The following is a 17,836-nucleotide window of genomic DNA, read 5'->3' on the forward strand; positions in this document are numbered from 1 at the left end:
CAGACACTTTCTATTCTACCTACCACGTCAAAAGACTGTCAACCATTATTTTGAAATACGAATTCATACAAAACGCTATCTTATGGACATAAAAAAAGAAGAGTAATCTGTTCACTCTTCTTTTTCTTACTTATTTAATTTTGCTTCAATTTTTACAATTAATTCGTCTTCTGTTGGAGCCGCAACTGGACGATTATTTACAAACGCGAATGATTTTTTACGACCAGGGCCACAGTAAGACTGACATGCAACCTCAATCGTTGCACATGAATCTACTTTTTTTAACTTCGGAATCAACGTTTTAACGTTCGTTGCCTGACAATCATCACACACACGAAATTCGTTTCCCATTATATATAACACTTCCTCTATTTTAAACTTTTCACAAGTACATTTAAAAATAAACACTAAATGGTATTTTACCGCTCTTTGAAGCTTGTTGCAAGTCTCCGGGCGTAGCTCTATTCCTATATAAAGCTACCTATTTTTTATATTTTCTCCTTCAAAAGCTTTCATCATTCATAGCCACATTTCTTCTCTTCATTGAAATCTACCATATTTTTAAAAGCTTTGTATAAAAGCTCATTTTTTTGCCCATTATAAAAATAGGAAGTTCATAAAAAGAAAGGGAGTTGAATCTATGAAAGTAAGACAAGATGCTTGGACAGACGAGGACGATTTATTACTTGCTGAAACGGTGCTTCGCCATGTTCGAGAAGGAAGTACTCAATTAAATGCTTTTGAAGAAGTAGGAGATCAGTTAAATCGCACATCTGCTGCTTGTGGTTTCCGCTGGAATGCTGTTGTTCGCTATAGCTATGAACAAGCTCTTCAACTAGCAAAAAAACATCGTAAAGATAAAATGCGTGCTGCGGGCGGTGAACAGACAAAAAAACGTTTGCTTTACACACCACCAGCTTCAGCGGCGGCGATAACTGATTATGAAGAACACGTACCGTATGAAACAGCTGTTCAATATACAGAAGCTACTCCATATCAAAAGCCGACTGTCCCTGCTCCAAAAAGCTCAATAACAATGCAAGATGTTATTTACTTTTTACAAACAGTTGGATCTTCAAATATAAAAGTAACAGCTCTTGAAAACGAGAATACGAGATTGAAACAAGAAATTAAAACGCAAATCCTGCGAAATGAAGAACTAGAAAAGAAACTAGAAAAATTAGAGCAACAATCTCATACTGTACAAGAGGATTACGAAACACTTATGAATATTATGAACCGTGCTCGTAAATTAGCAGTAATGGATGATGAGGAACGCTCACAAACATCTTTCCGCATGGATCGAAACGGTAACTTAGAAAAAATTGCAGAATAAAAAGGATGCATGCAATGCATCCTTTTTATTCTTTCACCTCTAAACTTCCCTTTATATATGAGAAAACCCCTTTCTACATTTTTTGCTATAATAGAGATTGTCATTTTAAAAATAAGGGGTTAGTTATATGAGCAATTCCCGTTCGATTTTATCTCAGCCAGAGTGGCGTATTGTAGATCAGTCTAGTTTAGGACCAACTTTCCATGCACTTCAGTCATTCGCAATGGATGACACGTTATGCACAAGTATTGGAAATGGTCTATCCGCTGCAACAATGCGCTCTTGGGTTCATCACAATACAATTGTTCTTGGCATTCAAGATTCACGCCTACCACATTTAGAAGAAGGTATTTCCTTTTTAAAAGAAAACGACTTCAATGTTATCGTTCGTAATTCTGGTGGACTTGCTGTCGTACTTGATGAAGGTGTTTTAAATGTATCACTTTTATTCCAAGAAACAGAAAAGGGTATCGATATCGACCTTGGATACGATACGATGTGGCATTTAATTAAGGAAATGTTAAAAGATTACGATGTTACTATCGAAGCAAAAGAAATTGTTGGTTCTTATTGTCCTGGTAGCTACGATTTGAGCATTCGCAATCAAAAATTTGCTGGTATTTCTCAGCGTCGTATTCGCGGAGGCGTTGCTGTACAAATTTACTTATGTGCGACAGGAAGCGGATCTGAGCGTGCCGCACTCGTTCGTGATTTTTACAACGTAGCAATTCAAGGCGAAGAAACAAGATTTACGTATCCCGAAATTGTACCGAGTACGATGGCTTCACTATCTGAATTACTCGGTGAAACAATTACAGTGCAAGATTTAATGATGCGCCTTTTAAAAACGTTGCAACAATTCACTCCAAAGTTAACATCATCTCAGCTAACAGTAGATGAAGTTCCTTTATACGAGACGAATTTACAACGTATTATTGACCGTAATAATAAGGCACTTGGTTTAGAAAAATAGAAACCAAAAAGACCACCCTCATTTCAAAAGAAATAGGATGGTCTTTTTTCATATTAATTCTTTATAGAATTAAAGTGCTTGAGCTGCTGTAATTAAAGCTAACTTGTACACTTCTTCTTCGTTACATCCACGAGACAGATCATTTACAGGCATATTTAAACCTTGTAAGATTGGTCCTACTGCTTCGAAGTTACCTAAGCGTTGAGCGATTTTGTAGCCGATATTACCAGCTTCTAAGCTTGGGAATACGAATACGTTAGCATCACCTTTAATTGTAGAACCTGGAGCTTTCTTCTCAGCTACAGATGGTACGAATGCAGCATCGAATTGGAATTCTCCATCTAAAGTTAATTCAGGAGCCATTTCTTTTGCAATGCGAGTTGCTTCTACAACTTTTTCTGTTTCTGGAGATTTCGCAGAACCTTTTGTAGAGAAGCTTAACATAGCAACGCGTGGGTCAATACCGAATAGTTCAGCAGTTTTCGCACTTTCGATACCAATTTCAGCTAAATCTTGGCTGTTTGGTGCAATGTTAATTGCGCAATCAGCGAATACATACTTCTCTTCTTCACGTACCATGATGAATACGCCTGAAGTTTTTGTAACGCCTGGTTTTGTTTTAATAATTTGAAGTGCTGGACGAACTGTATCAGCTGTAGAGTGAGCTGCACCACTTACTAAACCTTGTGCTTTGCCCATGTATACAAGCATCGTACCGAAGTAGTTTTCGTCTTTAAGGATTTTGCGAGCATCTTCTTCTGTTGCTTTACCTTTACGGCGTTCAACGAAAGATGCTACCATTGCATCCATCTCTTCGTATGTAGCTGGATCGTAAATATCAACGCCTGCTAATGTTAAGTTCATGCTAGCAGCTTTTGCGCTAATTTCTTCTTTATTACCAACTAAAATTGGTTTTACTAACTCTTCTTTTGCTAAACGCTCTGCAGCGCCTAAAATTCTTTCATCAGTTCCTTCAGGAAGTACGATAGAAATGCCTTTTCCTTGAACTTTTTCTTTTACTGCTGTAAATAAATTGCTCACGAATAAACCCTCCTACAAATGTTAAAAACTCTACCTTTAAGAATACTTCTTTTTAGCTATATTTTAAACTTATAGCTCCCAAAAAATAGATAAAATGAAAATGATTATATTTTCATAAAATTCAGCCGAGAAATAATGCCTACTTAAGCCTTATTTTCTCCCGTTTTCCAGTAAATATAAATGTGACAGTTTTATGCGCCGAAACTTTATGTAGATGTTTTTAATCCTATATATGCTATAGTTAACGTGTAAAATATCATTAACTGAGGTGAATAGAATGAGTGAAGCAACAACAACGTTAGATGGCTGGTATTGTTTACATGATTTACGTTCTATTGATTGGGCAGCATGGAAAACATTATCTAGTGACGAACGCGGACAAGCAGTGTCTGAATTTTTAAATGTCGTTGAAAAATGGAACGAAGTAGCTACTGCAAAAAAAGGCAGTCATGCAATGTATACAGTTGTTGGTCAAAAAGCAGATATTATGCTTATGATCTTACGTCCAACAATGGAAGAGTTAAATGAAATCGAAACAGAATTAAATAAAACAACATTAGCTGAATATTTAGTTCCTGCATATTCTTACGTATCTGTTGTTGAACTAAGCAACTATCTTCCAGCTGATGAAGACCCATACCAAAACCCACAAATCTTAGCTCGCTTATATCCTGAGTTACCGAAAGCAAATCACATTTGCTTCTATCCAATGGATAAGCGTCGCCAAGGTAATGATAACTGGTATATGCTTCCTATGGATGAACGTAAGAAACTTATGTACAGCCATAGCAAAATCGGTCGCCAGTACGCAGGTAAAGTGCGCCAAGTTATTTCAGGATCAGTTGGATTTGACGATTTTGAGTGGGGCGTAACATTATTTGCTGACGATGTTCTTCAATTTAAGAAACTTATATATGAAATGCGCTTCGATGAAGTAAGTGCTCGTTATGGTGAATTCGGAACATTTTTCGTTGGAAACATTTTACCAGACGAAAAGGTAGAGAAATTTTTACACATATAAATCGTAAAAAAGGAACGAAATTCGTTCCTTTTTTTATTACCCTCTATATTTCTCCTCAAAAAGCTTCTTTTCTCTGCAAATTTGAACAAAAATCGACAAATTCTTTTCAATTTCCTTACAAAATTGTAACCTTTCTATATCCAAATTTATGCTAAAATGGTACGAGCTATATGCTAATAACGATGCGAAGGTGATAATGTATATGAAGAAAATCTTGTCTATTTTACTAGTGTCTCTATTGTCATTTTCTTCCTTAGGAGTAACAACATCCCATGCGGAAGAAAAAATACATATAGAGGCAGCTGCTGCACTTCTATTTGATGCGGATACAGGAAAAATACTGCATGAACAAAATCCAGATGAATTACTAGCTATCGCTAGTATGTCAAAATTAATTGTTATTTATGCCGTATTAGAAGCAATTAAAGAAGGAAAAATCACTTGGGATACGAAAGTAACTATTTCTGATTACGCTTATGAAGTTTCACGTAATAATGAATTCTCTAACGTACCGTTTGAAAAGGGACGCCAATATACTGTAAGAGAATTATATCATTCTATCGTTATCTTCTCTGCGAATGGATCTAGTATTGCTTTAGCAGAATTACTTGCAGGAAGTGAAAAGAACTTCTTAAATCTTGCAAATGAACATGCGAAAAAACTAGGGTTAAAGAAATATAAATTTGTAAACGCTACTGGGTTAAACAACGCTGATTTAAAAGGAAAACATCCTGAAGGAACTGATCCGAATGGAGAAAACTCCATGTCAGCTCGCGATATGGGTATTCTTTCAAAAACAATTATTACAAAGTATCCAGAAATGCTAGAGGATACAAAACAAAGATTTAGAAACTTCCCAGATAATCATCCGAAACCAATTCGTATGGAAAATTGGAACTGGATGTTACCAGGTGCTGCTTTCTCTTATGAAGGAGCAGATGGTTTAAAAACAGGAAGTTCTGATACCGCTGGATATGGATTCACTATTACAGCAAAACGTGGTGATTTACGTCTTATTTCAGTTATTATTAAAACAAAATCAATGGACGAACGTTTCACAGAATCTCGTGCATTAATTGAATATGGATTTAATAACTTCGAAAAACAGAAATTAAAAGTAGATAAAAATAACAAAATTTCTGTAGTAAAAGGAAAAGAAGACTACGTAACAGTTGCACCAGAAAAAGAAGTGACAGTAGTTACTGCAAAAGGTAGCAAATCACCTTACAAAATTTCAGCTGAAGCAGATAAATCACTTGCTGAAGATGGACATTTAGTTGCCCCTATTAAGAAAGATGCAAAAGTCGGTTCCATCGTTTTAGAATCAACTGATAAATACGGTTTCTTAGACGGAAATAAAAGTATAAAAGTTACTGCAAAAACGACTGAAGAAGTAGAAAAAGCAAATTGGTTCGTATTAACAATGCGTTCAATTGGCGATTTCTTCTCAAACTCATGGTCTAAAGTATTTTAATGATGAAAAGCTAGCCCACGCTAGCTTTTTTTCTTTTCCTCTCAAAATGTAAAACTTTGTTTGGTTGTCATATCTGAGTCCTTTTTCTCATACGTATGAACTAGTAATTGTTCCACACTTCATCTAGAAAAAACCTCTTTCCGAAGGGTATTCCAAAAAGAGAGGTGACACATAATGGGTGTTATCGCGCATACAGAAGAAGATGTAAAGTTATTAGCTAGACTCATGCGTGCCGAAGCTGAAGGAGAAGGACAACAAGGCATGCTAATGGTTGGAAATGTCGGTGTAAATCGTGTCCGCGGAAATTGTTTGGATTTTAAAAAAGTACGGAACTTACGTCAGATGGTTTATCAAAATCCTGGTGGTTTTGAAGCTACTCAAAAAGGGTACTTTTATCAACGAGCACGAGAACAAGACATTGCCTTAGCAAGGCGTACCATTCAAGGACAACGTTTTTGGCCTGCAAATTTCGCCTTATGGTTTTTCAGACCTGAAGGTCCTTGCCCACCAACTTGGTATGACCAACAAAACTCTGGACGTTTTAAAAAGCACTGCTTCTTCCAACCAACTGCCGGGGATTGCCCTAGCATATATTAAGGAATGAAAACGAGGAGGGATTTTTGAATGGCACAGCAACAAAATCCATACTATGGAACAGGTTTCTATCAACCATCTGGAACTTATGTACAACCGCAACAAATGACCGCGCAGCAGCAACAACAACAACAACAACAACAACAACAGCAAGCGATGCAACAACAAGCTGCTCAGGCTCAATTGGCAGTTTCTCAAGGTATGTTACCACTAGAGCAATCTTATATTGAAAATATCCTTCGTTTAAACAAAGGTAAGCAGGCTACAGTTGTAATGACTTATGAACGTGGTAGCTCGCTTGGCACACAATCTTATACAGGGATTATTGAGGCAGCCGGCCGTGATCATATCGTTATTAGTGAACCGAAATCTGGAAAACGATTTTTACTACTAATGATTTATTTAGATTATGTAGAATTCCCAGGAGAAATTACGTATTTACCTGGTCAACAAGCAACTTATGCTCCAAGACCATAAAAAAAAGCTGGCAAATGCCAGCTTTTGTTTTTTATAAACCTTTTACAACTGCAGTTCCGACTAAAATCCACGCCACAATAAACGCTACACCACCAAGAGGTGTAATTGGGCCAAAGAATTTAATACCTGTTGTACTTAATGCATAAAGACTGCCTGAGAACATAATAATCCCAGCTACCATAAGCCAACCTGCAGTGCTTAAAAGTGATGATTGCATTTTGTCCATTAATAGAGCAACTACGAATAAGCCACCTGCATGAAACATTTGATATGTAACTCCCGTCTTCCACACTTCTAACATTTTTGCAGAAATTTTATTTTCTAAACCATGTGCTCCAAAAGCCCCTAATGCAACAGATAGCCCCGCTGCAATACAACCTAGTAAAAAGAAAATTTTCATCTTAATTCCCCTTTTTATTTTTATCATAAGCAATTTTCACATATAATCCAAACGATTTAATCCCTAAAAATCAAATAAAGAATTACCATTTGCACCTTCTTCTTTTATATACACAGGTTCTCCAGAAACTGGCATAACCGGTTGAACTGTTGTTATAGGCTGAGATCCGATTATTTGTGATTGAACTTGTGGTTCTCTATACGTAGAAGGCTCAACTTGTTCATCTAATAATAAATCACATAATGCACGCACAACTAATAAATGCTCTTTTGATTTTTGTCCTTCACTACTTTTTGCCTTTGCAATTTCACTCGCCATTTTATTTAAAACCTTATCGCTAGATACTTGCATTCCTTGTCACCTCTTACTTTGTAGTTCTTTCTCAAATTGCCTCAGTTTTTCCACTGAACCAAATACTATTATCATATCATGTTCTTGCAGTTTTTCCTGCCCCGTTGGATTATGGATAATATCCCCATCTCTTAAAATCGCTAAAATTGTTACACCAAATTGATTTCTCACATTACTCTCTAATAACGATTTACTAGCTAAGTTAGAATCTTTACCAACTTGAACTTCTTCAATTACAAATGATTGCTCTATTCCATACAATACTGTATCAATATAATGCACTGTTAACGGATTCGCAATATCCAACCATCAATACAGTAATCATCGTCATCCAAAATGCTTGAAACAAGCTAATCTCTTCAATTGTCATAAATCATAGCATTCCTAGAATTACAACAAAAGTCATACATATAACCGCTATCCATAATTGCTTCCGTACATTCATATTACGTTTCAACTCTTTTCTCTATCTACAATCTTTGCCAGAGGAAATGAAATACGTATATACTAGAAAACGGAATCTATGAAAGAGGTTGATATAATGAAGCTATTTCTTTCTGCCTTACAATGGGCACTATTTATTTTAGCTGGAAGTCTTATTGTACCAATTAGTGTCGCAACTAGTTACGGCCTTGATGGCGCTGAAGCTATCGCGTTTGTACAAAGAACATTATTTGTTCTCGGTTTTGCCGGTCTCTTGCAAGCCATATTTGGTCATAAACTTCCTATCCAAGAAGGTCCTGCAGGCCTTTGGTGGGGAATTTTCTCCTTGTATGCAAGTTTAGGCGTCGTATTATTTGGATCAAGCAATGAAACACTTAAGGTCCTTCAGTACGCTTTCCTATTAAGTGGCATCATTTGTATTATTCTTAGTGTTTTTGGACTTATTGATAAACTAGTTCGTTACTTTACACCGACAGTAATTGGAACGTATTTATTCCTTTTGGTCGCACAACTTAGTGGCTCCTTCTTAAAAGGCATGTTTGGCCTTGATGGACAACATACAGAAGTACAGCCAAAGGTATTTATTCTTTCACTCATTGTTATTTTACTATCTTTTTTCATTATGAAGATACCTATTATTGGACAATATTCCGTTCTTTTCAGTATCGTCTGCGGCTGGATATTATTTGCGTGCTTCGGATTATCTAATCCAGTAACACCTGTGACAGATATAATTCGTCTTCCATCTCTGTTTGTTTTCGGAATGCCTCGCATTGAATGGAACATGGCAATTACGGTAGTTTTCGTCACACTACTACTTCTAACAAATATGTTAGCCAGTATTCGCGTTGTACAAAAGGTTGTTTCTAAGTATGAAGAAGATGCTGCTCCAGATCGCTTCAAACAAGCTGGCATTATAACAGGAATAAATCAATTGCTAGGCGGTCTATTTTCAGCCATTGGTCCTGTTGCCATTTCTGGATCCGCAGGATTTATTGCAACGACAAATATTTATAAGCGCCTTCCATTTATGTTAGGGTCAAGCTTTATTATTCTTGTTAGTATATTCCCAAAGATTACTTCATTCTTTGCAGCCATCCCCGTTGCAGTTGGGTATGCTGCAATTTATCCTGTATTTGCAAGCATGATTGGTCTAGCTTTCCGCGAATATGACACTGTACAAAATAAAGAACAATTATTTAAAGTAGCAGGCCTTTCAATCTTTACAGGGGTCGGCGTTATGTTCGTTCCAGCAGGAGCGTTTTCTACGCTACCACCATTTTTAGCTTCATTTTTAAGTAACGGTCTTGTTCTTGGATCTGTAATGGCTATCTTGCTGGAAATATTATTTTCTCGTTCGCACGAAAAACAACCATCGTAAATTGGAAAACTTCCATTATTGCACTCTATCTTTAGAGTTGTTACGATAATGATAAAGTGAAACTTTAATCAGTGGGGTTTTTGTTCATCCCCACTGATTATTAGTTGAACCAATCGGGCGTTTACGGGCAGTTAATCTCCCACCTAACTTCTTTGCTCCAGCTAAATTTTGAGGTGGGAGTCTTACTGCCCGTTAATGCGGGATAAATTATCATGGGCAGCACGCTCATGATAATTTATACTAACAATGCAGAACTTCTCCTAGTTTCATGTAAAGAAGTTCGATGTCTTACTATATATTCCCCACTATCTTCATAAAAATTTATTTCTATTTCAACAAAGAAAGGAATTTTCTATATGACTTATAAAATGATTGTTTTAGATTTAGATGATACTTTATTACGCGACGACCATACAATTTCACCTCGTACGAAAGAGGCTTTAATGACAGCACAAGAGCAAGGAGTTAAAGTTGTACTTGCTTCTGGGCGCCCAACGTTTGGTATGCGCAATGTTGCAAAAGAACTTCGTTTAGAGGAATATGGTAGCTTCATTCTATCTTTTAACGGCGCAAAAATTATTAACTGTAAAACAAATGAAGAAATCTTCAGTAGCACGCTATCTCCTGAAATCGTTCACAACCTATTTGAAATTAGTAAAACTGAAGATGTATGGATCCATACTTATATTGGCGATGATATCGTAACAGAAGAAAATAATCCTTATACTAAAATTGAGGGCGAAATTACTGGCATGCCGATTATTGAAGTAGATGATTTTAAAACTGCTGTTAAAGAACCTGTAGTAAAAGTATTAATGAATAAAGAAGCTGAACGCCTTGTTGAAGTAGAAAAGAAACTACAAAAACAACTAGAAGGTCAATTAAGCGTTATGCGCTCTAAACCATTCTTCTTAGAATTTACTGAATATGGTGTTACAAAAGGAACAAGCCTAAACCAGCTAATCCAAAAACTTGGTATTAAGCGTGAAGAGGTTATCGCAATGGGTGATAGCTATAACGACCAAGCAATGATTGAATTCGCTGGTCTTGGTGTTGCGATGGGCAATGCACCAGATGATATTAAAGAAATTGCAAACTATGTAACAGATACAAATATGAACGATGGCGTTGCAAAAGTTGTAGAGAAATTCGTTTTAAAAACGGAAGTACTTGTTTAATATTTTCATTCATAAAACCTATTTGAAGTCAAATACTTCAAATAGGTTTTTATTTAAATTGCAATGCTTTTGTGACTATATTTTGAACTTTGCACTATTCTCGTAGTGTAAACTTTCTTTTTGTATATAATTAAATAAAATAGACTATTTCATTTTGAAAAAGAATACAAATTTACTATATACAAGCATACATTAAAGGAGGCTACTTCATGTTATCTACACCAATCGGAAGATTAAGAGCAATCGGCTTAATTGAGGGGATTTCTTTCCTATTACTATTATTTGTAGCAATGCCATTGAAATATTTCGCAGGATTTGCAACAGCTGTTAAAATTACAGGCATGGCTCATGGCGTTTTATTTATTCTATTCATCTTTGCAGTAATTCAAGTAACAATCGTACACCGTAAATCAATTTTATGGGCACTTGGGGCATTCGTTTCATCAGTTATCCCATTCGGTACTTTTGTACTAGATGCAAAACTAAAGAACGAACAACAATAATAAAAAGGTAGTTAACAACTGTTAACTACCTTTTCTATTTATAAATTTGGAATTTCCCAATCAATTTCTCTTTCGCCCATATTAGCTAAAATCGTATTTACTTTAGAGTACGGCTTACTTCCAAAGAAACCTCGTCTTGCTGATAATGGACTTGGATGTACAGACTCGATAATACGATGATTCGTATTCGTAATTAACTTTTTCTTCGCCTGAGCATGGCGTCCCCATAATATGAAAATAACTGGCTTTTCACGTTCATTTAATAGCTCAATTACGCGATCTGTGAAATGCTCCCATCCTTTTCCTTTATGAGAATTCGCCTCACCTTGACGAACCGTTAATACAGTATTTAATAGTAAAACTCCTTGCTCCGCCCACTTTACTAAATAACCGTTATTCGGAATTTCATAACCGTATTCATCTCGAAGTTCTTTGTACATATTTAGCAATGATGGCGGCGTTTTAATACCAGGTTGTACCGAAAAGCTTAAACCATGCGCTTGATTCGGTCCATGATATGGGTCTTGTCCTAAAATAACGACCTTTGTATTTTCATAACTTGTATACTCTAGAGCGTTAAAAATATCTTCTACCTTTGGATAAATCACATGCTCCTCATACTCTTCTTTTAAAAAGTTAGCTAAATTTTGATAGTATTCTTTCTCAAATTCTGGCCCCAGTAATGGTCCCCAATCATTCTGCAAAATTTTTTCCATGCCTTCACTTCCTATCCAATTAATTCACCATATCCTGCCTTGTAAATACTACAAACGAAATGATAAGAGATACTACTGCCCAAACCGTTAAATTTATTAAAGAAAATCCCATTGATAATCCTTGTAATGCAGGCAGTTTTCCTGATAAATAATCCGTTAGCGATAAGTTGACACTAAAAATGTATTTCGCACCTTCCCAAGACGTTGCGAATGAACTTAAAATGCCGCCTGCAATTAACGCAGCTAACATAACGCCCATACCAGCTGGTGTATTACGAATTAAAACAGAGACCATAAATGATATAGTTCCAACAACGATAGCAACAAACCAAGCTAGTCCGTACGCCATTAAAATGTATTGCCACTGCGGAATAAGGTGTACAAAGTTCGTATTTAACGTTTCCTTATCAATGACGAATCCTGTTAACACAGGTAAATTCCATCCAGAGTATCCAAATACAAGCCCTGATAATGCGTAAGCAAACAAACCGACAAGAAGCAATATGAGCGAAATGAAAAATAACATCGTCACATATTTACTAAGGAGTATTTTCCAGCGCCGAATTGGCCTCGTCAGAAGCATTTTCATCGTACCATCGCTTCGTTCTCCTGAAACAATATCAATGGCGACAATCATAACGAGCAATGGAATAAATAACGTTATTCCTTGTTCAATAAACGCCCTCACAAATGTCGGTGCTCCTGGCGCAGTCGGATTAATATTATGATCTAAATAATATTGTTGTTGTTCCACTCTTACTTTTAACCAATCCCGCCATTCTTCTGGCAATCTAGAATTGTTCAAGCGGTTTTGTGAATCAACAATTTGTTGCTGTAATGATACTTTCCAATCGGTCGTACCAAGCCTTTTTTGCGTCGTTTCTATTTCACGATACTGAGCATACACAAAAAGTGGAATCAAGATTGCTAAAATAAGCATGACAACAACAATTCGTTTCTTACGATAAATCTTTTCTGATTCATTTAAAACTAGATTCGCAAATTCACGCATATTGCTCACCCCTTGTGAGTTCAATAAATAAATCTTCTAGCGTAAATACAAGCTCTTTGACGCTATGTACATCTATCCCGTTTTCTACAAAATGCTTATTCCAAACATTAATAGACGCAACATCCATACGACATAATAAACGCTCATCTTCTACACTAACTTCCTCTATCTCTTCAACAGCGTCTAACATGTCTTTCGCTTTGGAAATCGGTGTAACGACCCATTCCACACGATCACTCGCTGTTTTGATCAACTCCTCAATAGGTGCAACTGTTATCATTTTTCCTTTATGAATAATAGCAACACGGTCGCATATCAGTTGCACTTCACTTAGCAAGTGACTCGAAATAAATACACTCATATTTTCTTCTTTTACAAGCTTATGTATAAATTCCCTAAGTTCTCTAATCCCAGCTGGATCTAAACCATTCGTCGGTTCATCTAATATGAGCAATTTCGGGTTTCCAAGTAGCGCCTGTGCAATTCCAAGGCGCTGCTTCATACCAAGGGAATATGTTTTTACCTTATCGTGAATACGCTCATCTAAATGAACCATTTTTGCAATTTCAATAATACGTTCATCTGATATATCACCAAGCATGCGCGCAAATTGCTTTAAGTTTTCCCATCCCGTTAAATATGTATAAAGCTCTGGGTTTTCAACTATACTTCCAATTTGACGCATCGCTTCTCTGAAATTTTCCTTAATAGAATAACCACCGATAGAAATAGTACCTTCTGTCGCTTTAATCAGTCCGACTAACATTCGAATTGTTGTCGTTTTCCCGGCTCCGTTCGGTCCTAAAAAGCCAAACACTTCTCCTTGTTTTACATCAAATGAAATGTCCTCTACAAGCGTCTTCTTTCCAATTACCTTCTTTAAGTCTCGTACAGAAAGTATCGTCGTCATTTTATCCCTCCTTGCTCTAGTTTTAATTTACTTACGACGTTTTGGACTAATCGCTCTGCCATATATGTGTAGCCTACTTCATTCGGATGAAAATGATCGGAGTATAATAAATCTTTCCCACGATTTTGGAATAAATCAAATGTCGGTGTAATATATACATTTTTATCATTTAATGCTAACTTCTCTAAAGAAGCATTCCAATCAACAACAATATTTGATGAACCTCTTAAATCTTCTACATCCTCAAAAGGATTGTATAAACCTAGCCAAAAAATAGGACTATCTGTGTTTAATTTACGAATTTCTTCTATAATTTTCTTCGCTTCATTTTGAAACGTTTCCGTATCAGGACGATACGTCTCTAAATCTATCTTTCCGAGCGATTCCCATCCTGGGAATAAATCATTTCCTCCAATTGTTAAAACAATTACATCTGCTTGCTTAATTGAATATTGAGCTCCGCTGCTTTCGATTTGTTTTAATAAATCAGGCATTTTCGCACCACTAACTGCCAAATTGCTTAGTGCAACTTTTTGTTTATAATCTTTTTGTAAATTCTCTTTCATTCGTCCAATATAGCCAATTCCTTCTTTATCACCAACGCCGCGCGTTAACGAATCACCTAAACTAACTATTTGTAACGTTCCTGTTTTCTTTTTCTCTTTTTCCACTACGTCAGTCTTCGTAATTAATTTTGAAGCTTTCGGATTTAATACATCATTTACACCCGAAACAAAACCGTATGCAAATAAACAGAAAGACGCAATTGTAATGAGTAGAATTACTTTTACTAATTTTGATCTCATATCAAAACCCCTTTTAGCCCCTATAGATTGTCCATAATTATACCAAACGAATTTTCGAAAAGCGATTTTCACACCTTCTCTATTATGTCGTTTCCCTATCTACCAAATCTGGTAATAACTCTACATGTTTCACATCTATTTCCTCATCATTAATCTTTTCATATAATAATTCAAACGCTTTTATCCCGACATTTTTACTAGGATGCGAAATCGTTGTTATGCCTAATATATTTGCCACTTCTTGATCATCACATCCGATAATCGTAATATCTTCTGGCATTCGAATTCCTTGTTTTTTCGCTTCTGTTACCATTCCCGCAGCAATATGGTTACAGGATACAAGAAACGCCGTCGGTTTTACAGACATACGAGCCCATTCCCTGACTACATTGCGCCCATCTTCCACCGTAAAACAGCCCTTAAACTTCCAGGCATCTAACGGTGTTACAACAATCTGTTGAAGTGAATCCTCATACGCCTTTTTTCGCCTCTGGCTATTAATACTATTACTTCTTCCAATGCAATATCCGATACGTGTATGACCAGCATCTATTAAGCTTTTCATCCCGCGCAAAAATACTTTGTAGTAATCAATATGTACACTCGAAATGAAATTCGAATCTATTTCTTCACACATCACAATTGGACCAAACTTCGTATACTCTTCAAGTTTTTCCTTACTATTTGTCCGTGAACATATAATTACTCCATCAAGCTTTTTCATTTTTAACATATGTAAAATTTCAAGCTCTTTTTCTTCGCTATAATTTGTCTGGCAAAGCATCATATTATAATTGTTCTTTGCGGTTTCCTTTGATATCCCCCCAATAATGGCACTGTAATATTGATCATTTACGTGCGGCAATAAAACGCCAATTACATTCGTTTTTCCTTTCACTAAATGAATCGCATTCACATTTTGCGTGTAATTTAATTCTTCAATAATCGCTAAAATCTCTTTTCGTTTCTGTTCATTCACATACGGATGATTATTGAGTACACGTGAAACAGTTGAAACAGATACCCCAGCAAGTTCAGCAATCTTTCTTATATTAGTCATCTCATTCTCCCCTTCCCCTCAAAAATTCTCGCTTGACCTGGTAAGCTTTCCACAGTATATCCTTTCTTAGCAAATACATTTTGAAAGGATATACAACTATGCTTCGATTCAAACTAGAATATATATTTTTCATTGGCGGTTTACTCATTCTCGCCATCGGTATTAATATGATGACGACAATTACTTCCTTTGGACTTAGCCCTTATGATTCCTTCTTTATTGCACTATATCAAAATTTTGGGATAAGTATTGGTTTTTGGATTTTCATGATTAACTTTGTTTTTACCCTGATCGTACTCTTTTGGGACAAAAAACAAATTACAATCGGCACAATTGTCACAATGATTCTTATTTCTCTTTTTGTTGATTGGGTTGGTTCTATTACGACTATTATGGATACTATCCGCTCTCTTCCAAAATATATAACACTTATTTGCGGAAATCTATTCATCGGAGCTGGAATTGGTCTTTACGTCTCTACAAACCTTTGCGCAGCACCTCAAGAGGCTTTCGTTTTAACTGTTGCTGAGAAAAAGAAATGGACATTTAGAAGAACAGAAATTTCATTAGCTTTTTTATTTTTAACATTAAGCTTCTTATTAGATGGGCCAATCTATTTTGGAACAATTATCTTATCCTTTACAACAGGTTGGATTATTCAAGCTTTTATTCAAGTTGGTACGAAGATTTTAAATAGAAAAAACCCTATTAAGCAAGCCGCTTAATAGGGTTTTTCGTTTTATTAGAAAAGATACTACTTAGCATCTCCCTCAATTCGATAATTTGCTTTCACACAATCTATTTCTTCATACGATTGCAATGTATGTAGAATGTACTCATAATCCGCAAGAGAAGCACGATGCGTTACGATTACGATTTCTGCTTTCCCTTTCTCTTCAAGTGGCATTTGAATAATCTTTTCAAAACTAACACCGCGCTCAGAGAACAATGATGTAATTTTTGCAAACACACCAATTTCGTCTTTCACATGAAGTCTTAAAAACTTTTTCACAACAATTTCATCCGGCTCTTTTAGTACCTTTTGATATTGCGGGACTACCGCACTATTTCCGTTTACACCAAGCCTAATATTTTGCATTACAGCAACTAGGTCAGAAACAACAGCTGTCGCTGTCGGTAAACTTCCTGCTCCCGGTCCATAAAACATCGTTTCTCCTACCGCTTCACCATACACATAGACAGCATTATATTCATTTTGCACTGCCGCAAGAGGGTGTGCATTTGGAAGTAAAGTTGGCTCAACTGTAACCTCTAATTTCTCGCCATCTCGCTTTGCAAGACCAATTAATTTAATTGTATAGCCTAAGCTCTTACTATATTCAATATCTTCTGCTGTAATAGAAGTAATTCCTTTTACCTTCACATCTCCAAGCTCTACATTTGTAGAGAAACCGAGGGTAGCCAAAATCGTCATTTTTCTTGCTGCATCTAAACCTTCTACGTCTGATGTTGGATCTGCTTCTGCAAATCCAAGCTGCTGAGCTTCTTTTAACACGTCGTTATATGCTCTCCCTTCGTCTGACATTTTCGTCAAAATAAAATTTGTCGTTCCATTTACAATTCCCATTACTTTCGTAATAAGATCTGAGGAAAGTCCTTCTACGATGCTTCGTAAAATTGGAATCCCTCCAGCTACACTTGCTTCGTAAAATAAATCAGCCTTATTATCTTTTGCTACCGCTAAGAGTTCCGCTCCGTGTAACGCCATTAAATCTTTATTTGCAGTCACAACGTGCTTCCCGCTTTTTAAAGCTTGTAAAATATATGCTTTTGCATCATCAATGCCGCCCATTACTTCAATGACAACATCAATATTAGGATTATCTAAAATTTCATTCACATCTTGTGTTAATAGAGTAGAAGGCACGTCTACTTCTCTCTCTTTCTCAATGTTTTGCACCAATACTTTCGTTACTTTCACTGGACAACCTACTTGGTGTATAAGTCGTTCTTGATGATCTGTAATAATACGAACTACACCACTACCAACTGTCCCAAGACCTAATAACCCCACTTGAATGTCTTTCATAATACTGTCCACCCCTCAAAAATTGTGTTTAGATGCCATTATATAGACAAAAAATCTGAAAAACAATGTATTTTGAATATTAAGAAAAATACAGGTTGATCTTTACAAA

20 protein-coding genes and 1 pseudogene are annotated in these 17,836 nt (G+C 36.1%); 10 read left to right on the forward strand and 11 right to left on the reverse strand.

Annotated features, from left to right (window positions below; genetic code table 11):
- Positions 1-126: 126 nt before the first annotated feature.
- A complete protein-coding gene (locus SB773_RS14900) occupies positions 127-351 on the reverse strand; it encodes a YuzB family protein (RefSeq protein WP_000526075.1) in 225 nt (74 codons plus the stop codon).
- 289 nt (positions 352-640) lie between these two features.
- On the opposite strand from SB773_RS14900, the gene SB773_RS14905 reads away from it, so the two are divergent.
- Entirely contained in the window at positions 641-1,336 is a 696-nt protein-coding gene (locus tag SB773_RS14905; protein WP_002016365.1) for an RsfA family transcriptional regulator, read from the forward strand.
- Positions 1,337-1,463: 127 nt separating this feature from the next.
- Positions 1,464-2,309, forward strand: coding sequence for an octanoyl-[GcvH]:protein N-octanoyltransferase (lipL, locus tag SB773_RS14910; RefSeq protein WP_002034931.1), 846 nt, complete (start codon positions 1,464-1,466; stop codon positions 2,307-2,309).
- A gap of 69 nt (positions 2,310-2,378) precedes the next feature.
- On the opposite strand, the gene pta is transcribed toward lipL, so the two are convergent.
- A complete protein-coding gene (pta, locus tag SB773_RS14915) occupies positions 2,379-3,350 on the reverse strand; it encodes a phosphate acetyltransferase (RefSeq protein WP_002016367.1) in 972 nt (323 codons plus the stop codon).
- 277 nt (positions 3,351-3,627) lie between these two features.
- On the opposite strand from pta, the gene hemQ reads away from it, so the two are divergent.
- The 4 genes from hemQ to gerQ all read left to right on the forward strand — a co-directional run bounded on the left by hemQ (position 3,628) and on the right by gerQ (position 6,916).
- On the forward strand, positions 3,628-4,371 hold the full coding sequence (gene hemQ, locus SB773_RS14920; protein ID WP_002089820.1) for a hydrogen peroxide-dependent heme synthase: 744 nt from the start codon (positions 3,628-3,630) through the stop codon (positions 4,369-4,371).
- Positions 4,372-4,567: 196 nt separating this feature from the next.
- Positions 4,568-5,845, forward strand: a complete 1,278-nt coding sequence (locus SB773_RS14925; RefSeq protein ID WP_113733723.1) for a serine hydrolase — start codon at positions 4,568-4,570, stop codon at positions 5,843-5,845.
- A 174-nt stretch (positions 5,846-6,019) separates the two neighbouring features.
- Positions 6,020-6,442, forward strand: a complete 423-nt coding sequence (locus SB773_RS14930) for a cell wall hydrolase (RefSeq protein WP_088293208.1) — start codon at positions 6,020-6,022, stop codon at positions 6,440-6,442.
- Positions 6,443-6,469: 27 nt separating this feature from the next.
- Positions 6,470-6,916 carry a spore coat protein GerQ gene (gene gerQ, locus SB773_RS14935; RefSeq protein ID WP_410590642.1) on the forward strand — a complete coding sequence of 149 codons (447 nt, stop codon included), beginning with the start codon at positions 6,470-6,472 and terminating at the stop codon, positions 6,914-6,916.
- 31 nt (positions 6,917-6,947) lie between these two features.
- Here the strand turns inward: gerQ and SB773_RS14940 are convergent, their stop codons facing one another.
- The 3 genes and pseudogenes from SB773_RS14940 to SB773_RS14950 all read right to left on the reverse strand — a co-directional run.
- Complete coding sequence (locus tag SB773_RS14940) at positions 6,948-7,316, reverse strand: DUF423 domain-containing protein (protein WP_002016371.1); 369 nt, start codon at positions 7,314-7,316, stop codon at positions 6,948-6,950.
- A gap of 63 nt (positions 7,317-7,379) precedes the next feature.
- Positions 7,380-7,667 carry a YwdI family protein gene (locus SB773_RS14945; RefSeq protein ID WP_001198367.1) on the reverse strand — a complete coding sequence of 96 codons (288 nt, stop codon included), beginning with the start codon at positions 7,665-7,667 and terminating at the stop codon, positions 7,380-7,382.
- A 6-nt stretch (positions 7,668-7,673) separates the two neighbouring features.
- A pseudogene (locus SB773_RS14950) lies at positions 7,674-7,967 on the reverse strand (cation:proton antiporter regulatory subunit); the annotation flags it as partial.
- Positions 7,968-8,208: 241 nt separating this feature from the next.
- Here SB773_RS14950 and SB773_RS14955 point away from each other — a divergent pair.
- From SB773_RS14955 to SB773_RS14965, 3 genes are all read left to right on the forward strand, one after another.
- Complete coding sequence (locus tag SB773_RS14955; protein WP_044438401.1) at positions 8,209-9,492, forward strand: purine/pyrimidine permease; 1,284 nt, start codon at positions 8,209-8,211, stop codon at positions 9,490-9,492.
- A 356-nt stretch (positions 9,493-9,848) separates the two neighbouring features.
- On the forward strand, positions 9,849-10,670 hold the full coding sequence (locus SB773_RS14960) for a Cof-type HAD-IIB family hydrolase (RefSeq protein WP_113733719.1): 822 nt from the start codon (positions 9,849-9,851) through the stop codon (positions 10,668-10,670).
- A 209-nt stretch (positions 10,671-10,879) separates the two neighbouring features.
- Positions 10,880-11,173, forward strand: coding sequence for a DUF3817 domain-containing protein (locus SB773_RS14965; RefSeq protein ID WP_000953390.1), 294 nt, complete (start codon positions 10,880-10,882; stop codon positions 11,171-11,173).
- Positions 11,174-11,211: 38 nt separating this feature from the next.
- Here the strand turns inward: SB773_RS14965 and SB773_RS14970 are convergent, their stop codons facing one another.
- Genes SB773_RS14970 through SB773_RS14990 form a run of 5 tightly spaced genes read right to left on the reverse strand, consistent with a single transcriptional unit; the run spans position 11,212 to position 15,677 of the window.
- Complete coding sequence (locus tag SB773_RS14970; RefSeq protein WP_410590646.1) at positions 11,212-11,889, reverse strand: uracil-DNA glycosylase; 678 nt, start codon at positions 11,887-11,889, stop codon at positions 11,212-11,214.
- Positions 11,890-11,908: 19 nt separating this feature from the next.
- The gene (locus SB773_RS14975; RefSeq protein WP_002089839.1) at positions 11,909-12,901 is read right to left on the reverse strand and encodes an ABC transporter permease; all 993 of its coding nucleotides are present in this window, start codon (positions 12,899-12,901) and stop codon (positions 11,909-11,911) included.
- On the reverse strand, positions 12,894-13,811 hold the full coding sequence (locus SB773_RS14980) for an ABC transporter ATP-binding protein (protein WP_113733717.1): 918 nt from the start codon (positions 13,809-13,811) through the stop codon (positions 12,894-12,896). The genes SB773_RS14975 and SB773_RS14980 overlap by 8 nt, the downstream gene beginning before the upstream one ends.
- Positions 13,808-14,689: an SGNH/GDSL hydrolase family protein gene (locus tag SB773_RS14985; RefSeq protein WP_113733716.1), complete on the reverse strand. Its 882-nt coding sequence runs from the start codon at positions 14,687-14,689 to the stop codon at positions 13,808-13,810. The genes SB773_RS14980 and SB773_RS14985 overlap by 4 nt, the downstream gene beginning before the upstream one ends.
- A gap of 10 nt (positions 14,690-14,699) precedes the next feature.
- The gene (locus SB773_RS14990) at positions 14,700-15,677 is read right to left on the reverse strand and encodes a LacI family DNA-binding transcriptional regulator (protein WP_410590649.1); all 978 of its coding nucleotides are present in this window, start codon (positions 15,675-15,677) and stop codon (positions 14,700-14,702) included.
- Between the two features lie 98 nt (positions 15,678-15,775).
- Here SB773_RS14990 and SB773_RS14995 point away from each other — a divergent pair, with 98 nt between their 5' ends.
- On the forward strand, positions 15,776-16,402 hold the full coding sequence (locus SB773_RS14995) for a YczE/YyaS/YitT family protein (RefSeq protein WP_113733714.1): 627 nt from the start codon (positions 15,776-15,778) through the stop codon (positions 16,400-16,402).
- Positions 16,403-16,431: 29 nt separating this feature from the next.
- On the opposite strand, the gene SB773_RS15000 is transcribed toward SB773_RS14995, so the two are convergent.
- Positions 16,432-17,727 carry a homoserine dehydrogenase gene (locus tag SB773_RS15000; RefSeq protein WP_002130122.1) on the reverse strand — a complete coding sequence of 432 codons (1,296 nt, stop codon included), beginning with the start codon at positions 17,725-17,727 and terminating at the stop codon, positions 16,432-16,434.
- Positions 17,728-17,836 lie beyond the last annotated feature (109 nt).

Origin of the sequence: Bacillus sp. SIMBA_074, from assembly GCF_046534555.1 — a bacterium.
Lineage (GTDB): Bacteria > Bacillota > Bacilli > Bacillales > Bacillaceae_G > Bacillus_A > Bacillus_A mycoides.

Coding starts and splice junctions, on each gene's coding strand:
- SB773_RS14900 (WP_000526075.1), bottom strand. CDS start 351: ATGGGAAACGAATTTCGTGTGTGTGATGATTGTCAGGCAACGAACGTT.
- SB773_RS14905 (WP_002016365.1), top strand. CDS start 641: ATGAAAGTAAGACAAGATGCTTGGACAGACGAGGACGATTTATTACTT.
- lipL (WP_002034931.1), top strand. CDS start 1,464: ATGAGCAATTCCCGTTCGATTTTATCTCAGCCAGAGTGGCGTATTGTA.
- hemQ (WP_002089820.1), top strand. CDS start 3,628: ATGAGTGAAGCAACAACAACGTTAGATGGCTGGTATTGTTTACATGAT.
- SB773_RS14925 (WP_113733723.1), top strand. CDS start 4,568: ATGTATATGAAGAAAATCTTGTCTATTTTACTAGTGTCTCTATTGTCA.
- SB773_RS14930 (WP_088293208.1), top strand. CDS start 6,020: ATGGGTGTTATCGCGCATACAGAAGAAGATGTAAAGTTATTAGCTAGA.
- gerQ (WP_410590642.1), top strand. CDS start 6,470: ATGGCACAGCAACAAAATCCATACTATGGAACAGGTTTCTATCAACCA.
- SB773_RS14940 (WP_002016371.1), bottom strand. CDS start 7,316: ATGAAAATTTTCTTTTTACTAGGTTGTATTGCAGCGGGGCTATCTGTT.
- SB773_RS14945 (WP_001198367.1), bottom strand. CDS start 7,667: ATGCAAGTATCTAGCGATAAGGTTTTAAATAAAATGGCGAGTGAAATT.
- SB773_RS14955 (WP_044438401.1), top strand. CDS start 8,209: ATGAAGCTATTTCTTTCTGCCTTACAATGGGCACTATTTATTTTAGCT.
- SB773_RS14960 (WP_113733719.1), top strand. CDS start 9,849: ATGACTTATAAAATGATTGTTTTAGATTTAGATGATACTTTATTACGC.
- SB773_RS14965 (WP_000953390.1), top strand. CDS start 10,880: ATGTTATCTACACCAATCGGAAGATTAAGAGCAATCGGCTTAATTGAG.
- SB773_RS14970 (WP_410590646.1), bottom strand. CDS start 11,889: ATGGAAAAAATTTTGCAGAATGATTGGGGACCATTACTGGGGCCAGAA.
- SB773_RS14975 (WP_002089839.1), bottom strand. CDS start 12,901: ATGCGTGAATTTGCGAATCTAGTTTTAAATGAATCAGAAAAGATTTAT.
- SB773_RS14980 (WP_113733717.1), bottom strand. CDS start 13,811: ATGACGACGATACTTTCTGTACGAGACTTAAAGAAGGTAATTGGAAAG.
- SB773_RS14990 (WP_410590649.1), bottom strand. CDS start 15,677: ATGACTAATATAAGAAAGATTGCTGAACTTGCTGGGGTATCTGTTTCA.
- SB773_RS14995 (WP_113733714.1), top strand. CDS start 15,776: ATGCTTCGATTCAAACTAGAATATATATTTTTCATTGGCGGTTTACTC.
- SB773_RS15000 (WP_002130122.1), bottom strand. CDS start 17,727: ATGAAAGACATTCAAGTGGGGTTATTAGGTCTTGGGACAGTTGGTAGT.